Source organism: Acinetobacter sp. YH12144 (assembly GCF_013418345.1).
GTDB classification, from domain to species: Bacteria; Pseudomonadota; Gammaproteobacteria; order Pseudomonadales; family Moraxellaceae; genus Acinetobacter; species Acinetobacter amyesii.
Map to the genome: position 1 here is coordinate 32,917 of NZ_VPCD01000003.1, position 21,601 is coordinate 54,517.

Annotated in this window: 21 protein-coding genes, 1 tRNA gene and 1 pseudogene; 12 read left to right on the forward strand and 11 right to left on the reverse strand. The window is 40.0% G+C overall.

Going from position 1 to position 21,601, the window contains the following annotated elements; translation table 11 throughout:
* Positions 1-196 precede the first annotated feature (196 nt).
* The 3 genes from FTU79_RS02930 (at position 197) to FTU79_RS02940 (ending at position 2,832) form a co-directional block, all read left to right on the forward strand.
* Complete coding sequence (locus FTU79_RS02930) at positions 197-1,456, forward strand: putative DNA modification/repair radical SAM protein (RefSeq protein WP_180048888.1); 1,260 nt, start codon at positions 197-199, stop codon at positions 1,454-1,456.
* 9 nt (positions 1,457-1,465) lie between these two features.
* Positions 1,466-2,245 (forward strand): TIGR03915 family putative DNA repair protein, encoded by a 780-nt coding sequence (locus tag FTU79_RS02935; RefSeq protein ID WP_168377650.1) that lies wholly within the window; start codon positions 1,466-1,468, stop codon positions 2,243-2,245.
* A 65-nt stretch (positions 2,246-2,310) separates the two neighbouring features.
* A complete protein-coding gene (locus FTU79_RS02940; RefSeq protein ID WP_180048889.1) occupies positions 2,311-2,832 on the forward strand; it encodes a hypothetical protein in 522 nt (173 codons plus the stop codon).
* A gap of 38 nt (positions 2,833-2,870) precedes the next feature.
* On the opposite strand, the gene FTU79_RS02945 is transcribed toward FTU79_RS02940, so the two are convergent.
* From FTU79_RS02945 to metK, 5 genes are all read right to left on the reverse strand, one after another.
* Positions 2,871-4,082, reverse strand: coding sequence for a YeeE/YedE family protein (locus FTU79_RS02945; RefSeq protein WP_180048890.1), 1,212 nt, complete (start codon positions 4,080-4,082; stop codon positions 2,871-2,873).
* A gap of 135 nt (positions 4,083-4,217) precedes the next feature.
* Complete coding sequence (locus FTU79_RS02950; RefSeq protein ID WP_180027050.1) at positions 4,218-4,919, reverse strand: VIT family protein; 702 nt, start codon at positions 4,917-4,919, stop codon at positions 4,218-4,220.
* Between the two features lie 146 nt (positions 4,920-5,065).
* Positions 5,066-5,410 carry a hypothetical protein gene (locus FTU79_RS02955; RefSeq protein ID WP_078188782.1) on the reverse strand — a complete coding sequence of 115 codons (345 nt, stop codon included), beginning with the start codon at positions 5,408-5,410 and terminating at the stop codon, positions 5,066-5,068.
* 151 nt (positions 5,411-5,561) lie between these two features.
* Positions 5,562-6,002 carry an SMI1/KNR4 family protein gene (locus tag FTU79_RS02960; protein WP_180048891.1) on the reverse strand — a complete coding sequence of 147 codons (441 nt, stop codon included), beginning with the start codon at positions 6,000-6,002 and terminating at the stop codon, positions 5,562-5,564.
* Positions 6,003-6,171: 169 nt separating this feature from the next.
* Entirely contained in the window at positions 6,172-7,338 is a 1,167-nt protein-coding gene (metK, locus tag FTU79_RS02965) for a methionine adenosyltransferase (protein WP_078188779.1), read from the reverse strand.
* Between the two features lie 445 nt (positions 7,339-7,783).
* On the opposite strand from metK, the pseudogene FTU79_RS16715 reads away from it, so the two are divergent.
* The 5 genes and pseudogenes from FTU79_RS16715 to FTU79_RS02985 all read left to right on the forward strand — a co-directional run.
* Positions 7,784-7,880, forward strand: a pseudogene (locus tag FTU79_RS16715) (prepilin-type N-terminal cleavage/methylation domain-containing protein); the annotation flags it as partial.
* Between the two features lie 14 nt (positions 7,881-7,894).
* Positions 7,895-8,209, forward strand: coding sequence for a pilin (locus FTU79_RS02970; RefSeq protein ID WP_257235079.1), 315 nt, complete (start codon positions 7,895-7,897; stop codon positions 8,207-8,209).
* A gap of 463 nt (positions 8,210-8,672) precedes the next feature.
* Positions 8,673-10,661 (forward strand): transketolase, encoded by a 1,989-nt coding sequence (gene tkt / locus FTU79_RS02975; RefSeq protein WP_180048892.1) that lies wholly within the window; start codon positions 8,673-8,675, stop codon positions 10,659-10,661.
* A gap of 182 nt (positions 10,662-10,843) precedes the next feature.
* A complete protein-coding gene (locus tag FTU79_RS02980; protein ID WP_078188774.1) occupies positions 10,844-11,059 on the forward strand; it encodes a hypothetical protein in 216 nt (71 codons plus the stop codon).
* A 205-nt stretch (positions 11,060-11,264) separates the two neighbouring features.
* Positions 11,265-11,708 carry a GNAT family N-acetyltransferase gene (locus FTU79_RS02985; RefSeq protein WP_373685642.1) on the forward strand — a complete coding sequence of 148 codons (444 nt, stop codon included), beginning with the start codon at positions 11,265-11,267 and terminating at the stop codon, positions 11,706-11,708.
* Positions 11,709-11,760: 52 nt separating this feature from the next.
* Here the strand turns inward: FTU79_RS02985 and FTU79_RS16505 are convergent, their stop codons facing one another.
* Entirely contained in the window at positions 11,761-12,276 is a 516-nt protein-coding gene (locus FTU79_RS16505) for a nuclear transport factor 2 family protein (protein ID WP_257224241.1), read from the reverse strand.
* Positions 12,277-12,570: 294 nt separating this feature from the next.
* On the opposite strand from FTU79_RS16505, the gene FTU79_RS02995 reads away from it, so the two are divergent.
* Complete coding sequence (locus tag FTU79_RS02995; RefSeq protein WP_078188771.1) at positions 12,571-13,167, forward strand: YceI family protein; 597 nt, start codon at positions 12,571-12,573, stop codon at positions 13,165-13,167.
* An 81-nt stretch (positions 13,168-13,248) separates the two neighbouring features.
* Here the strand turns inward: FTU79_RS02995 and FTU79_RS03000 are convergent, their stop codons facing one another.
* Entirely contained in the window at positions 13,249-13,878 is a 630-nt protein-coding gene (locus FTU79_RS03000) for a LysE family transporter (protein WP_111883787.1), read from the reverse strand.
* A gap of 66 nt (positions 13,879-13,944) precedes the next feature.
* On the reverse strand, positions 13,945-14,652 hold the full coding sequence (locus FTU79_RS03005) for a glutamine amidotransferase (protein WP_180048894.1): 708 nt from the start codon (positions 14,650-14,652) through the stop codon (positions 13,945-13,947).
* Between the two features lie 419 nt (positions 14,653-15,071).
* Between FTU79_RS03005 and FTU79_RS03010 the strand changes: the two genes are divergently transcribed.
* On the forward strand, positions 15,072-15,347 hold the full coding sequence (locus tag FTU79_RS03010; RefSeq protein ID WP_168377639.1) for a hypothetical protein: 276 nt from the start codon (positions 15,072-15,074) through the stop codon (positions 15,345-15,347).
* A gap of 87 nt (positions 15,348-15,434) precedes the next feature.
* On the opposite strand, the gene FTU79_RS03015 is transcribed toward FTU79_RS03010, so the two are convergent.
* The 3 genes from FTU79_RS03015 to cysS form a co-directional block, all read right to left on the reverse strand.
* Entirely contained in the window at positions 15,435-17,534 is a 2,100-nt protein-coding gene (locus FTU79_RS03015) for a TonB-dependent siderophore receptor (RefSeq protein ID WP_180048895.1), read from the reverse strand.
* Between the two features lie 626 nt (positions 17,535-18,160).
* Positions 18,161-18,236 (reverse strand) — tRNA-Gly (locus tag FTU79_RS03020).
* Between the two features lie 62 nt (positions 18,237-18,298).
* Positions 18,299-19,720, reverse strand: a complete 1,422-nt coding sequence (gene cysS, locus FTU79_RS03025; protein ID WP_180048896.1) for a cysteine--tRNA ligase — start codon at positions 19,718-19,720, stop codon at positions 18,299-18,301.
* A 355-nt stretch (positions 19,721-20,075) separates the two neighbouring features.
* Here cysS and FTU79_RS03030 point away from each other — a divergent pair, with 355 nt between their 5' ends.
* Both FTU79_RS03030 and FTU79_RS03035 read left to right on the forward strand, forming a co-directional pair.
* Positions 20,076-21,053 (forward strand): SIS domain-containing protein, encoded by a 978-nt coding sequence (locus FTU79_RS03030; protein WP_168377848.1) that lies wholly within the window; start codon positions 20,076-20,078, stop codon positions 21,051-21,053.
* A 4-nt stretch (positions 21,054-21,057) separates the two neighbouring features.
* Positions 21,058-21,597, forward strand: a complete 540-nt coding sequence (locus FTU79_RS03035; RefSeq protein ID WP_078188762.1) for an HAD family hydrolase — start codon at positions 21,058-21,060, stop codon at positions 21,595-21,597.
* The last annotated feature ends 4 nt before the right edge of the window (positions 21,598-21,601 follow it).

The window sequence follows — 21,601 nt, forward strand, 5'->3', positions numbered from 1 at the left end:
TAATTACTTTGCCCAAGCGAGTGAAATTAAGCAAATAATATTCGTTATTTCATATCGAAATGGCCTGGAGCCTGCACCAATGCTGTGCTTAAAATTAAGCGACACCTCATGTCGTATTGATGATGTATGACCCGACTTTTGAGGTTGATCCTATTAAAATTAATGCTCTGATCATTTTAAGTTTTAAAACTCTCCTATGTCTGAACGTATCCGTGAAAAACTGCAAATTTTAGCCGATGCTGCCAAATATGATGTCTCATGTTCTTCGAGTGGTAGCAAGCGCCAAAATAAAGACAAAGGTCTGGGTAACACTGGAAACGGTATTTGCCATAGCTATACCGAAGATGGCCGCTGCGTATCATTGTTAAAAATTCTATTTTCCAATGTCTGTATTTTTGACTGTGCATATTGTGTATCCCGTCGGAGTAACGATGTAAAGCGCGCAGCATTTACGGTACAGGAAGTGGTCGATTTGACCATGAACTTTTATCGTCGGAACTATATTGAGGGGCTATTTTTAAGTTCGGGGATTTTTAAATCAGCAGATTACACCATGGAGCGCATGTTGCAAGTGGTGAAAAAGCTGCGTTTAGAAGAAAATTTTAATGGTTATATTCATCTGAAGACTATTCCGGGGGCATCTCAGGAAATCATTACCGAAGCAGGTTTATATGTAGACCGTATGAGCATTAATTTGGAAATGCCGACAGAAGATGGTTTAAAAAAATTTGCACCTGAAAAAAGCCATGTCGAAGTTCAAAAGGACTTAGGTATCGTCCGAGATCGTTTGATTCAATTCAAAGATGAACGAAAAATAATACGCACTGTACCTAAATTTGTACCCGCAGGACAAACGACGCAAATGGTGGTGGGCGCACATCAAGAGTCTGACCGTGATGTGATACTGATGGCAGACCGTCATTACAAAGAGTTTAAGCTAAAGCGTGTGTATTACTCGGGTTATATTCCAATAAATGAAGAGGTGCGTGCGCTGCCAGCTGTGGGTTCTGCGCCACCGTTATTACGAGAAAATCGGTTGTATCAAAGTGACTGGTTGATGCGTTTTTATGGTTTTGAAGCGACGGAGCTGGTCGATGAAGAGCATCCAAATTTAGAATTGGATATAGACCCTAAATTAGCTTGGGCACTGCGTCATCCAGAGCATTTTCCCGTGGATATCAACCGTGCTGAATATCAGATGATCTTGCGAGTGCCAGGTATTGGTGTGCGTTCTGCTAAAAAAATTGTTCAAGCACGACGTTTTGGGAAAATCCATATCGACCAATTAAAACGTATGGGTATTTCCTACAATAGAGCACAACATTTTATACGCTGTGAAGATTCACCCAAATTTATTCGAGATCAACAGCCACATCAAATACGTCAGCAGATCTTGCAAAGTGGTCAGTCGAAATATACTCAGCAGATTTCACCTCAATTGAACTTAGGATTTTAGGATACTGTCGTGAGTATTTATGTCTTTGATGGCACGATGACAGGATTGCTAAGCTGTATTTTTCGGGCCTTTCAATTTAAGCAATTTGATGTACAGATTTGTACGGATGGGCAAGTACAGGCGGGTCTTTTCGCCGATGTCATTGATGTAGCAAGTCATGATGAACATGCACAGCGGGTATGGCAGGGTTTAAAACTCAAAGCATCTGATCGTGCGTTGAAACAGTTTTATTATGCATTTTTATCCGAGCAGCAGCAGGCTTTTCAGCATTGCTTTAATTTTGCAGTGTATGTGTTTCAGCAGCAGCGAGATGTGTCAAAGAATTATGGTCATGCAGACGTCTTGGGTCTGAGTCAATGGGCGAAGCAAGTGGGACGTGAAAAGCATCGTATGGAAGCTTTTGTACGTTTTAAAAAATGTCAGGATGGTTTGTTTATTAGTTTAGTCTCACCTGATTTTAATGTGTTGCCTTTGATTGAGCGGCATTTTAAGGCACGCTATCAAGATCAACGTTGGCTGATTTACGATGAAAAACGCAACTATGGCATTTACTATGACTTAAAACAGGTGCATCAAGTGGATATGGATGCCACAACCATAGATGGGCAAATACAGTCCGGCCATAGTCAATCTTTCAATATCGAACTGGATGATGATGAAGTTTTATATGATCAGCTTTGGAAAGATTATTTTAGAAGTGTCAATATTGAAGCCCGACGTAATATGAAATTACATGTGCAGTATGTGCCACGTCGTTATTGGCGTTATATGAATGAAAAAGCGATTTAGGTGCGAATCATCTGGTAATTTTCGGGCATAATGATTGCGCTTTTGATTGTTTAAGTGAGACCTTGATGAAATTATTTCTTGTTACGACCGTTCTGACGACAATGGCATTAACGGCGTGTTCTGCAAATGAACAAGAAAAGAAAACATTCAATCCGCAAAGTTATCAAGTTGCCGATACTGCGGGATTACAACTACGCTTTGAACAATTAAATCAAACTCTAGCTACAGATTTTAGCCAACTAAAAAAAGTAGAAAGTATGGCTTTTTCAGATCAATCCGCTTTAGATGTTCAGAACTTAAAAACTTTAAATCAGCATTTTGTTGCCAATACCGCTTTAAAAAGCTCCAAAATTGCCTATTGCGAAGTAATGAATCATTATTTTGCTGAAATGTATCATCTCGGACATGTGAACTTGGCCTTGGTGAAAGACGTTAAACTACAAAATGCCGCAAATGAAGATTTGAGTCAGGTATTTGCAAATGCTGACCAATTTTATGATTTTATTATCAACCGCTATACCACATACAAACAGGCACAAGAAACTATGCAATATGGTTGTAATCTAAAAGCAGCTCTGACAGATTAAAAAAGCCCCTCATTTGAGGGGCTTTTTATTTACTGAAATTAGCAGCCTGTTAGTTTTTCCGGTTGTGGACGTTCACCAGGGAAGAAGATTGGACGTAGTTTGACGCCGATACCGTTCCCAATGAAGGCAAATACTAACCATAACCAACCGTGTAAACTACCTGAAGCAATACCGCTGAAATACGCACCAATGTTACAGCCGTATGCTAAACGTGCGCCGTAACCCAACATCAAACCACCGATCACAGCCGCTAGCAGTGAACGTTTTGGGATATTAAAGTTTGGTGCAAATTTACCAGCTAGGCTTGCTGCGAGTAAGGCACCGAGCATGATGCCGAAATTCATCATTGACGTGATATCAAACCATAATGATTCGGTGAGTGCTTTGGCATTTGCAGGTTGCTGCCAATATGCCCAAGATGCAACATCGATCCCCATGACACTTGCTGATTTTGCGGCCCAAACGGCTAAGGCAGAGGTCACGCCCCAAGGACGGCCTGCAAGTGCGAGTGTGGCAAAGTTCAGTAAAGTCAGGATAATTCCGCCCCAAACCAATGGCCATGGACCACGTAGAAAACGTTTCCAGCTGTGTTGCTTGGCTTGCGGTTCAACTTCAAGCTGACCATGGCGTTTCTTTTCAAAGTAAACTGTTGCTGCGGCAATGATTGCAAAGAGCACAAAGTTTAAAACCAGTGCAGGGACTACACCAAAGCTTTTGACTAAAGAAATCGGCTCAAAGTGGGGAAGGTCAAACCACCATTGAATATGCGAAGTTGCAATCAATGAACCTGTACAGAAGAAGATCAGCGTTACAATCATGCGTGCACTACCTGCGCCTACAGTGTATAGGGTGCCTGATGCACAACCGCCGCCAAGTTGCATACCAATACCAAAAATAAAGGCACCGATCATCACGGACATTGAAACAGGATTAACGTTACCTTTGACTGGGTTGCCAAATAATTCACCCGCACCTAAAGCAGGGAAGAAGAGCAGTACAGCCAAAGCCAACATGATCATTTGTGCACGTAAGCCACGACCACGACGCTCTTTAATAAAGACACGCCAACTTGAGGTAAAACCAAAAGATGCGTGATAAAGGGTCATACCCAAAGCACCGCCAATTAAAAATAGCAATGCTTGGTTAACGCCTACAACCAGATAAGCACCAATGGTGCCTAAAATTAATAAAACAAAAGCCACCCAAATCGATACATTGGATCGATTGGCTGGCGCAGCAATAACAGACATGGAGAAAAAAGCTTAAAAAATGTATCTCTATTTTACGGTTTTTATATATTGTAAAAATGAATATTGTTGAAAAATCACACAAACATTACTGTGTATAATTGATTTTAAATATTTGTAAAACTGATAAAAGAAACATTAAACTGGATTTACATTAAATAAAGAACCAATCCAACTAGAAAATAGCATGGCTGCAATGCCCCACAGAGCAACACGTAGACTGCCTTTCAACATAGAAGTGCCTGCTGCATAACTGGCTAAGGCACCGAGGAGTGCTAGGGAAATCACGCCTACGGCCATAACAGTTTTTTCAATATGCATGTCAGCACTGATCAAGATCGCAACCATCGGAAATAGTGCACCAATTGAAAATGCTAAAGCCGATGAGAGTGCTGCTTGAACGGGTTTTGCTGCGGTATTGTCATGTATTCCAATTTCATCTCGTGCATGGGCCTCTAGTGCATCATGGGCAGTTAATTGGACTGCAACTTCATGTGCTAGGTTCGGCTCTAACCCACGATTTACATAAATTTGAGTCAGCTCTTTAAGCTCCATATCTGGGTTACGTTGTAATTCTTTATGCTCCATGTGAAGATCTGCTTTTTCAACGTCTTCTTGAGATTTCACAGAGATATATTCACCTGCCGCCATAGAGGTTGCACCAGAGATGAGTCCTGCAATACAGGTAATGAGTAAGGTATGGCTAGAAGCACCACTTGCTGCCATGCCCATAATTAAACTGGTGACGGAAATAATGCCATCATTTGCACCGAGTACAGATGCACGTAGCCAACCAGTACGTTCCATAAAATGTTTTTCGGTATGATGTGAATAAGACATTCTTTTCTCTAAATTTGTTATATATATGACGTCATAAGATTGACCTGATGTCAGTTAAATTTCAAGTTAAAAATGGATTGAAACAACACGCTGAGCAAAAGACAAATATAAAAAAAGCACCCGAAGGTGCTTTTTTTAAAGAATGCTTATTGTTGTGCTTTTTCTTTCACGTTTGCTGCACCTTGCTCAACAGCACCTGCTGTTGCAGCAGTCGCGTCTTTAGCTGCTTCTTTTGCATTGTGTGCAGCAGCTTCAGCATTTTCTGCTGCATTATCAGCTGCTGTCGCAGTTGCAGTTGCAGCATTATCTACAGCAGTAGCTGTCGCAGTTGCTGCTTCTGAAGTTGCATCAGCAATGTCATGGCCTGCTTGGTCAGCAGCGTTTTCTAGGTGTTCACCAGTTGTTGCACCTGTTTCTGGCGCTTTGTCTTTATTACAGCCAACAAGTGCAACAGTTGCAGCCAAACCTAAAGCAACAAGTAATTTATTCATTTTGATCTTTCCTTTTTTTGTTATGCCCGTAGCATGGGCTGAATTTATATTAGCTGAAAAAATATTCAAAAATCGATCAAAAATTGTTGATTTAGTGTAATTTTATCCAGCTTATTTTGTAGTTTGAAAGGCTTCAGATCTGCTTATAGCGTTAAGGGTTTTGACTAAATAATTCTTCAATTGAAGTCACAAGTAGATAGATAAATTCACTGTCTTCATGGCGCCATAAATATATTTCTTCCCCCAATTGTGTATCGTCTACCGTACGCATCAATAAATAATCGCCATCGCCGTTATGTGCAATAGCAATGCTGTTTTCAGGGAAGTCTTCAATTTCACTTATGGATTGATGTTCTGCGGCTAGATGATTCGTTGTACGTTTTATTCTTTTCACATCGCTGGTGTCCTGGAAGGGGAAGAGCCACCATGCTTCGATATCATCACCATCTTCAAATTCATCCGCGCTTGAAAAGCTAATGCCGAATTCGCCACCATTTTCAATTTGCATTTTGGCTTTATATTTTTCTGGAAACTTAAATCCTAATTGTTCTTCAGTTGCAGTAATAAATTTTAAGTCTAATGGAAAGGGCATGATATTGTTCTTAAATTATTTTGGTGTTATATGAATAGGCTAGGCGTAAATTTTAGTCAATATTTTTTACACTAGTTATTTTTATCCTAGATGTTTTAGTTATGGACATATGGGGCATAAAAAAGCCTGCAATCAATGCAGGCTTTTTTGAGAAATTAATCTATTAAGATTAAAGACCAGCAGATGCTTTAAGCGCTTCCACTTTGTCAGTTTTTTCCCATGTAAATGCGGTATCAGAACCTTCACGACCAAAGTGACCATACGCAGCAGTTTGTTGGTACATCGGTTGGATTAAGTTCAACATACGAGTAATACCGTATGGACGTAAGTCAAAGTGTTCACGTACAAGTGCAATAATCAAATCTTCAGATACTTTTGCAGTATTGAATGTGTTGATCGAGATAGATGTTGGTTCTGCAACACCAATCGCATAAGACACTTGAATTTCACATTTGTCAGCTAGACCAGCAGCCACAATGTTTTTAGCAACATAACGGCCTGCATAAGCAGCAGAACGGTCAACTTTTGATGGATCTTTACCAGAGAACGCACCACCACCGTGACGAGCCATACCACCGTAAGTATCTACAATAATTTTACGGCCTGTTAAACCACAGTCACCTACAGGGCCGCCAATGACGAACATACCTGTTGGGTTGATGTGGAATTTAGTGTCTGCATGGAACATTTCAGCAGGAATCACTTTTTTCACGATTTCTTCAATTACCGCTTCTTTCAATTGAGCTTGGGTAATTTTTGGATCGTGCTGAGTTGAAAGTACAACTGCGTCTAAGCGAACTGGCATGCCATTTTCATAAGCAAATGTTACTTGGCTTTTTGCATCAGGACGTAACCAAGCAAGTTTGCCTTGTTTACGTAGTTCAGCTTGTTTTTCCATTAAGCGATGCGCATATGAAATAGGTGCTGGCATAAGCACATCAGTTTCACGGCTTGCATAACCAAACATTAAACCTTGGTCGCCCGCACCTTGATCTTCAGGTTTTTGACGGTCAACACCCTGAGCAATTTCAGGTGATTGTTTACCGATCATGTTGATCACGGCACAAGTTGAACCATCAAAGCCAAGATCTGAATGATGGTATCCGATACCATTTACGGTATTACGAACAATCGCTTCAAAGTCAACATTTGCAGTTGTTGTGATTTCACCGGCAAGTACAACCGCACCCGTTTTTACAAGCGTTTCACAAGCAACCCGTGCATATGGGTCTTCTTTTAAGATTGCATCCAAAATAGCATCACTGATTTGGTCAGCCATTTTATCCGGATGGCCTTCGCTTACAGATTCCGAGGTAAATACAGCGTACTCGCGCATAAGTCCTATCACAGTTAAATTTAAAGACGCAATATGTTACATCGAGAAAGCGTTTAGGACTAGCTTAACATGACCAAATTGGATGAAATTAATTCATTTCAATGACTTTTTAATTGATATATGCATCTAAAAAATTGATATGAGCTATGGATTTCTCAATTTAATTTTTTATGATGAGATAAAACAGAGATATTGGGCTTTGGCACAAGCAACAATGTGATTAGGCATTCAATTGCCTAAATTGTTTTTTTAAGTGAATCAATTATAAGAATAAATCAAATCCATATCCTGAGATTTATCATTGATGAACGTCATGAACTGTCAGAATATGACTGTAAACGACAATTATTCGTTTAATTTAAAAAATCAAACACAATAAGTACGGGCTTTTGAGACTTGGTATGCAAATTGCCTATTTGTCATTACGTTGAATGGGGGAAACGTAATGAAACAGTCTGGTTTTACACTCATTGAAATTATGATCGTTGTGGCAATCATCGGTATTTTGGCTGCAATTGCTACTGTATCTTACAATGGCTATGTTGCTCGGGCGCAAGTGGCTGAAGTATTAACAATGATTTCACCCTATAAATTAAAACTGATTGAAAATTATTCAGCGGAACAAAGCTGTGTAGATTTGAATACAGCGCTAAATGAAAGTATCAGTACCAAGTATATTGCGAGTAGTGAAATTACTGATGTGGCAGGAACGTGTTCAGTGGTTTTTACGTTTAAATCAACAGATGTCAATTTTGCTCTTCGCTCAAAGCAGATCTATTTTAGTATTCCAGATGGTTTAAATGGTGCTTGGAATTGTCAATCGGATGATATTTCGCAGCGAAATTTACCTGCTACATGTCGTGGTATCTAAAGTTCTGTATCTAGGGTCTCGAAGATATTGGATCAGTGCTGATTTCTCAGGGATGAGTATGCTCTTAGAGTTTCATAAATATTCATAGGTTTCTTTATTGAATATATTTCATATTTCTAATGGCCATTTATCTGGATCGGCTTTGGCTGTTATTTATATTCACATTTTCTATTCGATGTATTGGACTTTTATCAATTACGAAGCGTTTGCTTTCGCCACTTAACTCTAAATATGCATTGCGCTGTCATTGATTCGCCATATAAAAGCGTCACTGTATACAAAATAAACGACATGCATAGGCTTGAAATTGAGCAATAAGCGCCCAAAATACAGGTGGTGCAGGAATAATTAGCGAAAATTTGCCCCTGAGGCTTTACCCATTCCGCTTTTTTTAAGACAATATGCGCATCTTTGAATTCTTATTCATCTTACTCTTTTAAACCATTTGTTTGGACTCTGACCTATGACAACCCCGCTTAACGAACGTCGTATTGCAAACGCAATTCGTGTATTGGCAATGGATGCTGTGCAAAAAGCAAATTCAGGACATCCAGGTGCTCCAATGGGGATGGCAGATATTGCTGATGTGGTATGGCGTGAATTCCTCAACCACAACCCTGCAAACCCACAATGGGCAAACCGTGACCGTTTCGTATTGTCAAACGGCCATGGCTCTATGTTGCAATATGCGTTATTGCACTTAACAGGTTATGACCTGTCTATTGAAGATTTGAAATCTTTCCGTCAATTGCATTCTAAAACTCCAGGCCACCCAGAATTGGGCTATGCACCGGGTATCGAAACAACCACGGGTCCATTGGGTCAAGGTATTGCAAACGCTGTAGGTTTTGCACTTGCTGAAAAAACTTTAGCGGCTCAATTCAACAAAGAAGACATCACAGTTGTAGATCACAACACATACTGCTTCTTGGGTGACGGTTGTTTAATGGAAGGTGTTTCTCACGAAGCTTGTTCATTGGCAGGTACTTTGGGTCTAGGTAAATTGGTTGTTTACTACGATGACAACGGCATCTCAATTGATGGTGAAGTAGAAGGCTGGTTCTCTGACGACACAGAACAGCGTTTCTTGGCATACGGCTGGCAAGTGCTTAAAGTTGACGGTCATGATGCAGACGCAATCCGCGCAGCAACTGTTGAAGCGAAAGCTGAAACAGCTAAACCAACTTTAATTATCTGTAAAACCATTATTGGTTTAGGTTCTCCAAACAAACAAGGTAAAGAAGATTGCCACGGTGCGCCGCTTGGTAATGATGAAATCGCTTTAACTCGTGAAGCTTTGGGCTGGACAGAAGGTCCATTCGAAATTCCTGCTGATGTATATGCAGCTTGGGATGCAAAAGCGAAAGGTACTACTTCTGAATCTGCTTGGAACGACACATTTGCGGCTTATGCTGCTAAATATCCAACAGAAGCGGCTGAACTCAAACGTCGTCTTTCCGGCGACCTTCCTGCTGACTTCGCTGTAAAAGCGGATGCTTATATTGCAGAAGTAAATGCAAAAGCTGAAACAATCGCTACTCGTAAAGCGAGCCAAAATGCCATTCAAGCATTTGCACCACAGCTTCCAGAAATTCTAGGTGGTTCTGCTGACCTTGCAGGTTCTAACCTGACTTTATGGAAAGGCGCAGAAGGCGTTGAATCTAACCCAGCGGGTAACTACGTTCATTACGGTGTACGTGAATTCGGTATGACTGCAATTGCGAACGGTGTAGCGCTGCATGGCGGTTTCGTTCCTTATGTAGCAACATTCCTGATGTTCATGGAATATGCACGTAATGCAGTACGCATGTCTGCATTGATGAAACAGCGTGTGATTCATGTGTATACACATGACTCAATTGGTCTAGGTGAAGATGGTCCTACACACCAACCTGTAGAGCAAATTGCATCTTTACGTGGTACACCAAATCTAAATACTTGGCGTCCATGTGACACTGTTGAAGCGTCTATTTCTTGGAAATCTGCATTGTTACGTAGCGAAGGCCCTACAGCGTTAATCTTCTCTCGTCAAAACTTGCCATTCCAAACTCGTACAGCAGATCAAATTGCTGACGTAGCGAAAGGCGGTTATGTACTTGCAAAAGAAAAAGGTGAGTTGAAAGCAATCATCATTGCAACAGGTTCAGAAGTTTCATTGGCAATGGATGCTTACGCACAGTTAGAAGGCGTACGTGTGGTTTCTATGCCATGTGCTGAAGAATTCGTAAAACAAGACGCTGCTTACCGTGAAGCGGTTCTTCCAGCTGCGATCCGCGCTCGTGTTGCGGTTGAAGCTGCGCATGTGGATTACTGGTGGAAATTTGTAGGTCTTGACGGCCGTGTAATCGGTATGACGACTTACGGTGAATCTGCTCCAGCAAAAGACTTGTACAAACACTTCGGTATCACAGCTGATGCTGTTGTTGCTGCAGTGAAAGAAATTACCGCTTAATCTGTAAAGATTAACCGTAAAAAAGACGCCCCAGAGAAGGGGCGTTTTTTATTGCAGAGATTAAATTTATTTTTAATTGTGAAATAACGATTTGTAACGAATGAATTAAAGCATTGGTTTAAAATTAATTCATTCATGCAGTATTCAGCCACGGGTGCAATGTTGCCCCAAGTGAGGAAACGATGAGCCTTTACGATCAGATAAATGATGAAATTGTACTGATGGATGCTGGTGAACAGAAATGGATAGGCACGGACTTAGAGCTTGAAGCCATGGTTGCAGTAGAATTGATGCTGCAAGATTTGCAAGAAGACAAAGTGATTAAGATTCGCCGTAAGAACCATGAAAAGCATACAGGCTTGAAGCAAGTTGACCGCATTTTGGTTGAGAAGCTATAAGCTAAATGGTTAAAAAGTCCGATTGTTCGGGCTTTTTATTTGCCTATCGTATTTATAAAAAAGATAAGTTTATAAAACAAATAAGAAAACGTCCTTTCAAGACTCATTATTCTTAAAAAAGAGCGCATTAAATAAAGTGTTTTCAACACATGAAGCTTTATTTCAGTTATAAAAATCCAGTGATCATTTAAAAAAGACATTGAACGTGCAAATACAAATTAAAAATTTAACAGAAATATCAAAAAACCAATGGCAGCCGCTCTGGGAGCTGTATTTAGAATTTTATAAAAGTCAGGTGGCAGATGAGGTGACTGAGCGTACATGGCACAGGTTACATGCTGCTGACTGCGAACATATGTATGGCTTTGCAGCTGTGATTGATCATCAAGTGGTTGGGATCGTGCATGTCATTGAACATGAGAGCTGCTGGACATTGCAGCCTTATGCCTATTTGCAGGACTTATATACCCTTGAGGATTATCGCGGGCAGGGCATTGGCAAGGCGCTGATCGCGAAAGTGAAAGAATATTGTGATCAGCGGCAGTGTGACCGTGTGTATTGGCTGACGCATCAGGACAATGAAACTGCGCAAAAGCTGTATGATCAAATCGCGAGAAAAACCGGATTTATCCAATACCGCTGTCATTAACTCAATGTAAAAGGCCATTTCAAATCAACAGCAGCTTTTGCGCATCTCAGTATTAAGCTGAAACTTTAAAGTTTTTAGCTGAGTCAGCATCTTGCTGAATGATCCATTCTCCACCTACGCGGAATGATGATGCTGAGGCGTAGGTATCTTCCATAAATTGGAAAAAGCTGATTAAACCGTTTTGAACTTTGGCTTTAATTGAAAAAGGCGAGGTGAAAGTATTTTTTGCATAGACTGAGGTGTAGGTGAATTGACCAAATACAGCTACAGTTTCATCTTCAGCGATCATATCCGTGATTTGAAATTCATCGATATTCCAGTAAGTGCCGACATTGGCAAAGGTATAAATATAGATGGCTCTACCTGTTCCAGACCCAGCCCACGGCTCAATTTGTTTAAGTTCTGGGTTGCTGAAGTTTAAGGAAACATACGCCGCGTCTTCTGCAACCAGCAGCTGAGTTGCATTTTCGACGAGTTCTTTTGAAGTATTCATAAGAAATGCCAAAACGACATCTTTGGGAGTTTTAGTGTTTAAGGCTTTTTCAATAGCCAGCGATTGTTCTGTCATTTTTGGGTACTCAGATTTTTATGATGTCTAAAAATCTTAAGTGGATTTGTTTAGAAAACCTACGACTCAGATAGGTTGATGTTTCCTAAATTTAGGATAAATCGTCGGGGAGTAGCTTGAAAAGAATAATTATTTGAAATATATGGAAAATTTAATAATTGAGAGTGGTTGTAGATGCTGCTACAGATTTTACAAAACTATCGTTCTAAACATGCAACAAAACGTTTTATCTTTAAAGCTGTAATACGGCTAAAAATTTATAGACTTAATGGTATTCGAAAGTGAGATAAAAACATGAACTTTAAAGCATTAACAATCGGTTTGGCGGTAGCATCAGTTACAACAATTTCTATGGCAAAACCTGTTGCCTATCAAATTGATCCTACTCATACCGCAACAGTATTTACTTGGAATCATTTTGGTTTCTCAACGCCTTCTGCAAACTTTAGTGACATTCAAGGGACAATCAATGTCGATAATGCAAAACCTGCAAATTCGTCTGTGAATGTGACGATTCCATTATCGAGCTTAAATACCAATGTCAAAGCATTAGATGATCATTTAAAAACAGCTGATTTCTTTGATGCTGAAAAATATCCAAATATCACGTTTAAAAGTACAAAAGTTCAAGCGATCAGCAAAACTAAATACAAAATCACGGGTGATTTAACAGTTAAAAATGTGACTAAACCAGTGGTATTGGATGCTGTATTGAACAAGCAAGCCGTTCACCCAATGACTAAGGCGGAAACGATTGGTTTTAATGCAACGACTTCTTTTGATCGTTCAGCATTTGGTGTCGGTGCATATGTACCGAATGTAGGTGATAAAATTACGGTAAATATTACGACTGAAGCGGCTGTGTCTACAGCAAAGGCAGCAGCGAAATAAGATTTAGCTTCCTCAGCTAAGTTAGGAAAGCACCCATTTGGGTGCTTTTTTATGTCTCGTAGATGAGTATTTGATGAGTGGTCAATCGCGATTGAGCAGCAATAGGCAGCCAAAACTGATGAAAATTCCACCGGTAATGGCGTCAATTTTTTTACTAAATTTTTGATAGTAATGGGTCATTTTAGGTGCTGAGAATAAGACCGCAACCAATGCAAACCAAATCAAACTTTCAATAAAGACTAAAGCCAATAAAGAGCTTTGATCAAAAATGCTGACCTTTGCACTGATCCCAATGGAAAATACACTAGTGAAATAAACCAATGCTTTAGGATTGGCCATATTGGTCAAGAAACCTTGGAATAACAGCGTCAAAGGCGATTTTTTCTGTACAGCTTGCTCGGTTGGTTTCGTTATTGTGCCGAGGTCTTTACTCCATGCAGATTTTAATAACTGAGAGCCTAAATATAAAAGATATAAGCCACCCAAAATCATGAGGCATTGTTGTAACCAAGCCATTTTTTGAAATAGAAAATGTAAGCCACTTATTGCACAAATTGACCAAACTAAAATACTAAGTGATATACCTAATGCGGCAAATAATGCATGTGATCTGGATTGTCGAATAGCACTTTGAGTGACAAAAAAGAAGTCTGGGCCTGGGCTGATGAGAGCAAAAAAGTGGATGAGCGCAATGCTGAGTAAGGGAGTCATTCTAATGGCTTATACGTTTTGAAGTGCAACCGTTATAAGCCATTTAGCATTAAATTAATAGCTGTTTTAAAGCTCAAGCTGTTGTAAAAATTGTTGCAAAATAAGGGGAGCAACACGTTCTAAATGAGGTGCTTGTTGTTGGCTTTGCATGCGCAAATTTGGAATGTTAATTTGTGCTTTATGTAATTCACATGTATGCCCAATCAGCCATTTTTCCATGGCCTGTGCTTCTGCTTCAATATGAAACTGTAGGGCTAAAATATTGGGCCCATAGCTAAACGCTTGATTTGGATAAATTGCCGAGCTGGCGAGTAGCTGTGCATTTGCAGGTAAATCAAAGGTATCGCCATGCCAATGCAGTACAGGCACTTGATCTAATGGCGCTAAAATATTGTGAGTAATGGCTTCAAGCGCTAGGGAACTCCAACCGATTTCTTTGCTATGACCTGCATAAACTTTCGCTCCCAATGCATGCGCAATTAGCTGAGCACCTAAGCAAATGCCTAAAGTCGGTAAATTACTCTCTAAACGTACTTTAAGTAAGTCTAGTTCTTTTTGTAGGAAAGGGTAGTCATTAGTTTCATAAACTCCGATCGGGCCGCCCAAAATGATGGTAAGCCCTGTATGTTGCATAGCTTTACTCAGGTCATCGACACCAGCTTCGAAGTATCTCACCCGATAACCCAATTGGTAAAATACATCTTCCAATGAACCCAAATCTTCAAATGCAAGGTGTTGAATGACGTAAATGGTTTCGTTTAATGCAGTACTCATAGGGATTTTTCAGGATTAAAATTTCAAAATAGAATGTAGCTTGAATTGTCGGAGATTAAAAAGGAAAACTGTAAATTTTTCACAATTGCGAAAAGAGATAAATATAGAAGTTGGCTGAAGCATATTGTTTTTTTCTTTGAATGATTAGGTTCGTTCGTTGAACTTAGCATTTAAAACCTTTGTACTGTGAAGTAAGGGATTCTCGAAAGGCTTTATTGGCAAAATTTATGAGAAAAAGTGCATGATATTTTGATAAAGCTTTGGTTTAGTATAAAAAAAAGATGAAAAACCAATGGAAAAGCGTTTAGAGATGCGTATGATGAAATCTTCGACAAACAACAGTTCATTTTTCTTTTAATATCATCACATAATTAGATAACTGATTTTAAAAGTAAAAAAATATAAGCCAGGGAACTTGTATGCAGTCAAAACATAATCGAGATGCCAGTCTCTTGCATGCGATACATAAAATTTTATTGAAGGAATGGGACCCGTTAGGGATTCGCCGTATTCCTGCTTTACGTGATGAATATGATGATTATTTGCCCAATATTTTTAAATTAATTCAAGAGGATTCTAGTGAATCAGAAATTTTTGAATATTTATGGTGGGTTGAGCAAAAGGTCTTAGAGAAAAAAGGGCGGAAGGAACATACCCTAAAAATTGCGAAAATGTTGAAGGCAATTGAGCGCTAGTTTGCGGTCGTGTACGCATAAAAAAACCGATTCGTTGTCCGTATCGGTTTTTTATTTTAAATCTCTTAGAAGTCTCTTAGGAACGGTTTAGAATTTCTTTTCTAAGGTAAACATAAAGCTTGGAATTGCTTCATTGATACGAGATTGGTATAGCGCGCCAGAACTTTGTTCTTTTAACACTTCTTTATAATCTGAGCTGAAAATATTACGTGCATTGACCGATGCAGACCAATTTTGATCAAAGCGTTTAGTAAAACTCACATCCATGTTAACACGTTCATTGCTGGTGCGATTGTACGGTTCGTTGCTCAGTGCACGTGTATATTCAGGGGTGTAATTGAGGTTCACACTTGTTGCAATACGCCACGGTTGATAGTTATAAGATAAACCAGCACTTGCGGTATAAGGTGCAACATCGCTTGCCAAACGATCAGAGCCGTCAGTTTCTTCAATTTTTGCACGTACAGTTGAAAGCTGAGCATTCAACATAAATGAATGACCATTCTCCGTTTGCTTCAGTGCATAACGTCCAGCAATTTCCACACCATAAGTAGTTGCACTATCTTGGTTATATGGACGTTCGACAAAACGGCAATCGGTATTTCCTGTTTCGCAACGACCGCCTGTAGCATTTTCTGACAGGATCGATTTTTCGATATAGTCATTAATTTCTCGATAATATGCAGTGATATTTACGCCGCCAGCAGGGGTGTTATAGCCTATGGTTGTTTCGTAAGCATTGATGGTTTCAGGTCGTAAGTCAGGATTACCCCCACGGTCAGGGTTGTTTAGTGTCCCTGCATCGCTATCTGTAGAAACTGAAACAGTCGGCATCAATTGATTGCTACGTGGGTTTTTAAAAGCCTGACTCAAGTTGGTTTGGAGTGACCATTGCTCATTAAAGTCAAAACGGTGTGCTAATACAGGACTCAAATGCTGATCTTGATAATCCTCTAAACCGGAACGATCAATCCACTCTTGGCGTACACCTAAAGTTAATGTTTGGCGCTGCGTATATCTCCAACTACCTTCGACATATGCAGCATATAATTGTTCATCTAAGGTCTCTGCAATATTGCTTTCAAGTTCATTGCTACGTAGGTCGGTACCAAATTTTATTTGCCGTTTTGAGTCGAACTTTCGGACACCGTCGTAGCGTAAGCCATATTCATTAATTTGTTCGTCAATATACGATTGAGAATCACTAAATTCTGTCAATTCAGTTTCATTTTGCTGTTCGATAGATAAGCGAATTTTGTCTGAATTTCCTTGGTCTTTACGCTCATACCGTGTGTTGAGACGAATGCTGTCATTTTTATCTTTTTGGACTTGGGAGCCACTTGAACCTTCGCTTTCATTGTTGCGATAAAACATTTCAGCGACCAATTTTTGTTGATCATCAAGTTGATATTCAACACGTGGGGTGAGCATTTGCGACGTACGATTGGTGATGCGTTTTTGAGTTTTCGTTCCTGTTGCATCTTGTGTACGGGTGAGTGTATCTGAATCATTCCACATTTGGCTCCCAGATAAACTATAGATCCAAGGGTCTGATCGACCATCCATTTGAAAGTTTAAATTGGTGCGTTCTTCTTCACGTGTATTTGACTTCGTCAGGCCATAACCAGCACGTACAGAGCCACTTAAACGTGTGCCATTCAATGGTTCTTTTAAAATAATATTAATGACTGCAGATGAAGCAACAGAGCCTTGAGCGACGCTCGGTTGTTTGGTGATTTCAAGGCGTTCGATCATTTCGGGCGTAATGCTATCAACAACTGACATGCCACCACGAGGACCACCTTGTACAGGTTCACCATTGATTAAGAACACGGGTGCACCACCACCACGGAAACGCATGCCGCGAGCACCTGCACCACCACGTGGACCACCGCCAGCACCAGGGAGTTGAAATCCTGCAGCACGACGCAGTGCATCATTGATGGACTGATCGCCAAATTTCAACATTTCATCACGGCTTATGATGGTTTTTGCGACAGCACTGATATCTGGGTCTTTGGGCTTAGTGCTTGCTGTTGGAACTTCAAATGTTAAAGCTTCCATTTGCTGAACTGCTGCAGATTCTTGGGGATTTTGAACAGTATCTGCGGCCCAAATTGATGTTGAGATCGTAAGTAATGCGTAACTTAAGCTGGTCAGTTTGAGTGTGGTGTGCGCGCCGTGCATTATTTGGTTGTCCAAATGTAATTTTGGCAAAGAATAACGGAAAATTATGGAGAAAAATTGAGGAGAATAACCAAGATGAGCATTTCATCTGATTATTTTTTAACAGGTAGGCGAAAGGTCATATTGCAATAAGGAAAGCCTTATTCGTTGGGGGAAAATTAAGGCCTATTAACGCCGCTACAATATAATAAATCACTGATGTGACGCAGTAACATCAGAAGCGTACTTTGCTTCAAATAATAAAGATACGCGGTAATGTCATCCGCAATTGTTTGAGACAGGACGACTTCTAATCAAAATGTTTTTGCGATACGTTGAATAATTTGACGGTAGTGAACGAGTTTTGTTGGTGAGGTGCATTGCACCGCAAAATGGTCTCCTTGCGAAGCACGCTTCTCATTTTGCCGAATGAGAAACAACGTTTCGTAAAGTACCCCCAGCCGAAGGCTAATCCCTGTATTTAATCCCTAAATGTAAGACTTCGTCGAATAGACGTAAATATTATTTTAAAAATGCGAAATGACTTTTATGTGCATAACATGAGTAAATAAATCTAAAAATAAGCCTTTGAAGAAAAATTTAAACATAAAAAAACCCTCATCTTTCGATGAGGGTTTTTCGTATTCTGGAGCGGGAAAGGAGACTCGAACTCCCGACCCCAACCTTGGCAAGGTTATGCTCTACCAACTGAGCTATTCCCGCAATGAGGTGAATTATAGAGAATTTCACACAACTGTCAACTCTCTATGCTTCTGTTTGCTTAATTAATCAGCACGGCGCCAAATAGTGCCTTGACGAGTATCTTCAAGAACAACCCCTTGATCTAACAAAGATTGGCGAATGTCATCTGCTTTGGCAAATTCTTTGGCTTTTTTCGCATCTTTACGTTTTTGAATTAAATCTTCAATCTGTTCTTCTGATAAGCCTAATGCTTCCTGACCGATATCAGATTTCAGGAAATCATCCACATTGTGTTGCACCAAACCTAAAATATTGGTCAAGTGACGCAATGTCGAATAATACACAGCCGCTTGTTCAGCATTTTCATCTTTTACGGCACGGTTCAATTCTTTGTTGACTTCAAACAATATCGCAATTGCTTCTGCGGTGTTGAAATCATCACGCATAGCGGCATTAAAGCGCTCAACTAAAGCATCATCCAAAGTTTCTACGGTTTTTTCACCATAGACTTGCTGATAAGCTTTAAATGAATGATAGAAACGGGAAAGGGTATTTTTCGCTTCTTTTAAAGCAGTGTCAGAGAAGTTTACTGGGCTACGGTAATGTGATGACACAATAAAGAAGCGAATCACTTCAGGGTGGAATTTATCCATCACATCACGAATAGTGAAGAAGTTACCTAAAGACTTCGACATTTTTTCGCCATCGACATTAATAAAGCCGACATGCATCCAGTAATTAACATACTGTTCGCCAGTAGATGCCTCAGATTGCGCAATTTCATTTTCATGATGCGGGAAAGTTAAGTCTGAACCACCACCATGAATATCAAAATGGTTACCTAAGCAGCAGGTCGACATCGCTGAACATTCAATATGCCAGCCCGGACGGCCATTGCCCCAAGGCGAAGCCCAAGAAGGTTCATTTTCTTTGGCATGTTTCCAAAGCACGAAGTCAAAAGGATGTTTCTTTTCTACTTCTACATCAACACGTTCAGAAGCACCAGCCTGCATGTCGTCAAGTTTACGACCCGAAAGACGACCATATTTGGCAAACTTTTCAACTTCAAAATAAACATCGCCATTTGCAGATGGATATGCTGTACCTTTGTTAACCAAGTTATCAATCATATTCTGCATTTGATCGATATAGTCTGTTGCACGTGGTGCTTCATCAGGTGCTGTACAACCTAAATTGGCAGCATCTTCGTTCATGGCCTTGATAAAGCGATCGGTTAAAGCAGTAATGCTTTCGCCATTTTCATTGGCACGGGCAATGATTTTGTCGTCAATATCGGTAATGTTGCGAACGTATTTAACGTTCCAGCCCTGACTGCGCAGGAAACGGATAATGTAGTCGAATGCAACCATAACTCGAGCATGACCAATATGACAGTAGTCATACACGGTCATTCCACAGACATACATGTCGATATGTCCTTCTTTACGAGGTACGAATTCTACTTTTTTACGTTGCTCTGAGTTATATAGAACAAAAGGTTGCATAGGTCTTCAAATTGTTTCTACCAAAAGATGGCTCATCTTAACCTAAGCATTTTTATTCATAAAGTTAAAACCCAAAAAAGCAGATATTTTTTAATGCTTGATGTCTTTGCGTTGCTAAAAATAGCGTTGAAGGTTAATTGGATTCGGGCTGAATCTAATTCGAATACTGAATTTGTTTTATCTGTCCGTAAGATAAAAATGAAGAAATGCATCTTTTCTGCATAATTCATGAATTCTTATACATTTGGAAACGTGCTATTTGCATAGATATGATAAAATTGTGAAAATTTTTTATTTTGAAAGTGAGAGCGCACCTCTCACGGCTTAAGGTATAACAACTTTGAATCCACCAAATATGCCGAATCAAGTCGATTTTCAGAAAGTCGCATTAGAAACTTTGCGTATTGAAGAGCATGCTTTACAAGTATTAGCGACGCAAATAGATGATCGTTTTAGCCAAGCCTGCGAAATCATTTTACAGTGCAAAGGGCGTTTAGTGATTACTGGTATGGGTAAATCGGGTCATATCGGTCGTAAAATGGCCGCTACGTTTGCCTCGACAGGTACGCCATCTTTTTTCATGCATCCGGGTGAAGCTGGACATGGTGATTTGGGCATGTTGGTTAAAGGTGATGTGCTCATTGCAATTTCAAACTCAGGTAAGAGTGATGAAATTATGATGCTCATGCCGTTGATCAAACATTTGGGCATTCCTCTAATTACCATGAGTGGCGACAATAAAGGCCCAATGCCACAAAATGCCGATGTCGCATTGACCTTGGGTAATATTCAAGAAGCATGCCCTTTGGGTCTAGCGCCGACTTCAAGTACCACTGCAACATTAGCCTTAGGTGATGCCCTTGCAGTTGCATTATTGGATGCACGTGGCTTTACCTCAGATGATTTCGCACGTTCTCATCCTGCTGGAGCTTTGGGTAAGCGTTTGTTATTGCATGTAAAACATCTTATGCATACAGGTGAAGACTTACCCAAAGTGTCGCCAGAGACACCAATGAATAAAGTTCTGTACGAAATTTCAAATAAACGTTTGGGTCTCACCACGATTGTCGATGAAAACGATACCTTATTGGGTATCTTTACCGACGGTGACTTACGTCGTTTGATTGATAAACAGCAAGGCTTTGATGTGAATATGAAAGTCTCAGAAGTGATGATTAAAAATCCTTTGACGATTTCACAAGAAGAACGTGCGGTACATGCTTTAGAACGCATGAACGAAAAGAAAATTACACAATTTGTAGTTGTTGATGATGCCAATAAAGTGATTGGGATTATCAGCATGCATGATCTGATTCAGGCTGGGGTAAATTAAGAAAATGGCATCGTATGTATTGCTAGAACAAGCGCGTCACATAGAAGCACTGGTACTGGATGTAGATGGAATTTTAAGTGATGGATTTGTAACGTTGACCAATAGTGGCGATGAAATCAAATCTTTTGATATTCGTGATGGCTTGGGCATGAAGTTAGTGCAAAAAGCGGGTATCAAAGTCATCATTATTACCGGCCGTAAAAGTAATATTGTTGAAAAACGCATGTCTGACTTAGGTGTCGATTTGGTCTTTCAAGGACGTGAAGACAAAGGTGTTGCCTTGACTGAAGCCTGTGCACAGTTTGGTATTGATCCTTCAGATTGCCTATATATGGGTGATGATTGGCCGGATCTTTCAGCCTTTGCTATTGCAGGGATGAAAGTGACCGTACCAAATGGACATTTAGAAGTACGTCGCCGTGCAGATCTTGTTACTCAGGCGATGGGTGGACGTGGTGCTGTTCGTGAAATCTGCGATATGCTTTTGGTTTCTAAAGGTGTATACCAGGAACTACTTGAAAAATATGCAAGTGCACCTTATTAATAAA

Coding starts and splice junctions, on each gene's coding strand:
- metK (WP_078188779.1), bottom strand. CDS start 7,338: ATGCGCGAGTACGCTGTATTTACCTCGGAATCTGTAAGCGAAGGCCAT.
- FTU79_RS02945 (WP_180048890.1), bottom strand. CDS start 4,082: ATGTCTGTTATTGCTGCGCCAGCCAATCGATCCAATGTATCGATTTGG.
- FTU79_RS03015 (WP_180048895.1), bottom strand. CDS start 17,534: ATGCACGGCGCGCACACCACACTCAAACTGACCAGCTTAAGTTACGCA.
- FTU79_RS02995 (WP_078188771.1), top strand. CDS start 12,571: ATGAACTTTAAAGCATTAACAATCGGTTTGGCGGTAGCATCAGTTACA.
- FTU79_RS02980 (WP_078188774.1), top strand. CDS start 10,844: ATGAGCCTTTACGATCAGATAAATGATGAAATTGTACTGATGGATGCT.
- FTU79_RS03035 (WP_078188762.1), top strand. CDS start 21,058: ATGGCATCGTATGTATTGCTAGAACAAGCGCGTCACATAGAAGCACTG.
- FTU79_RS16505 (WP_257224241.1), bottom strand. CDS start 12,276: ATGACAGAACAATCGCTGGCTATTGAAAAAGCCTTAAACACTAAAACT.
- FTU79_RS03000 (WP_111883787.1), bottom strand. CDS start 13,878: ATGACTCCCTTACTCAGCATTGCGCTCATCCACTTTTTTGCTCTCATC.
- FTU79_RS02940 (WP_180048889.1), top strand. CDS start 2,311: ATGAAATTATTTCTTGTTACGACCGTTCTGACGACAATGGCATTAACG.
- FTU79_RS03005 (WP_180048894.1), bottom strand. CDS start 14,652: ATGAGTACTGCATTAAACGAAACCATTTACGTCATTCAACACCTTGCA.
- FTU79_RS02930 (WP_180048888.1), top strand. CDS start 197: ATGTCTGAACGTATCCGTGAAAAACTGCAAATTTTAGCCGATGCTGCC.
- cysS (WP_180048896.1), bottom strand. CDS start 19,720: ATGCAACCTTTTGTTCTATATAACTCAGAGCAACGTAAAAAAGTAGAA.
- FTU79_RS02960 (WP_180048891.1), bottom strand. CDS start 6,002: ATGCCCTTTCCATTAGACTTAAAATTTATTACTGCAACTGAAGAACAA.
- FTU79_RS03030 (WP_168377848.1), top strand. CDS start 20,076: ATGCCGAATCAAGTCGATTTTCAGAAAGTCGCATTAGAAACTTTGCGT.
- FTU79_RS02955 (WP_078188782.1), bottom strand. CDS start 5,410: ATGAATAAATTACTTGTTGCTTTAGGTTTGGCTGCAACTGTTGCACTT.
- FTU79_RS03010 (WP_168377639.1), top strand. CDS start 15,072: ATGCAGTCAAAACATAATCGAGATGCCAGTCTCTTGCATGCGATACAT.
- tkt (WP_180048892.1), top strand. CDS start 8,673: ATGACAACCCCGCTTAACGAACGTCGTATTGCAAACGCAATTCGTGTA.
- FTU79_RS02950 (WP_180027050.1), bottom strand. CDS start 4,919: ATGTCTTATTCACATCATACCGAAAAACATTTTATGGAACGTACTGGT.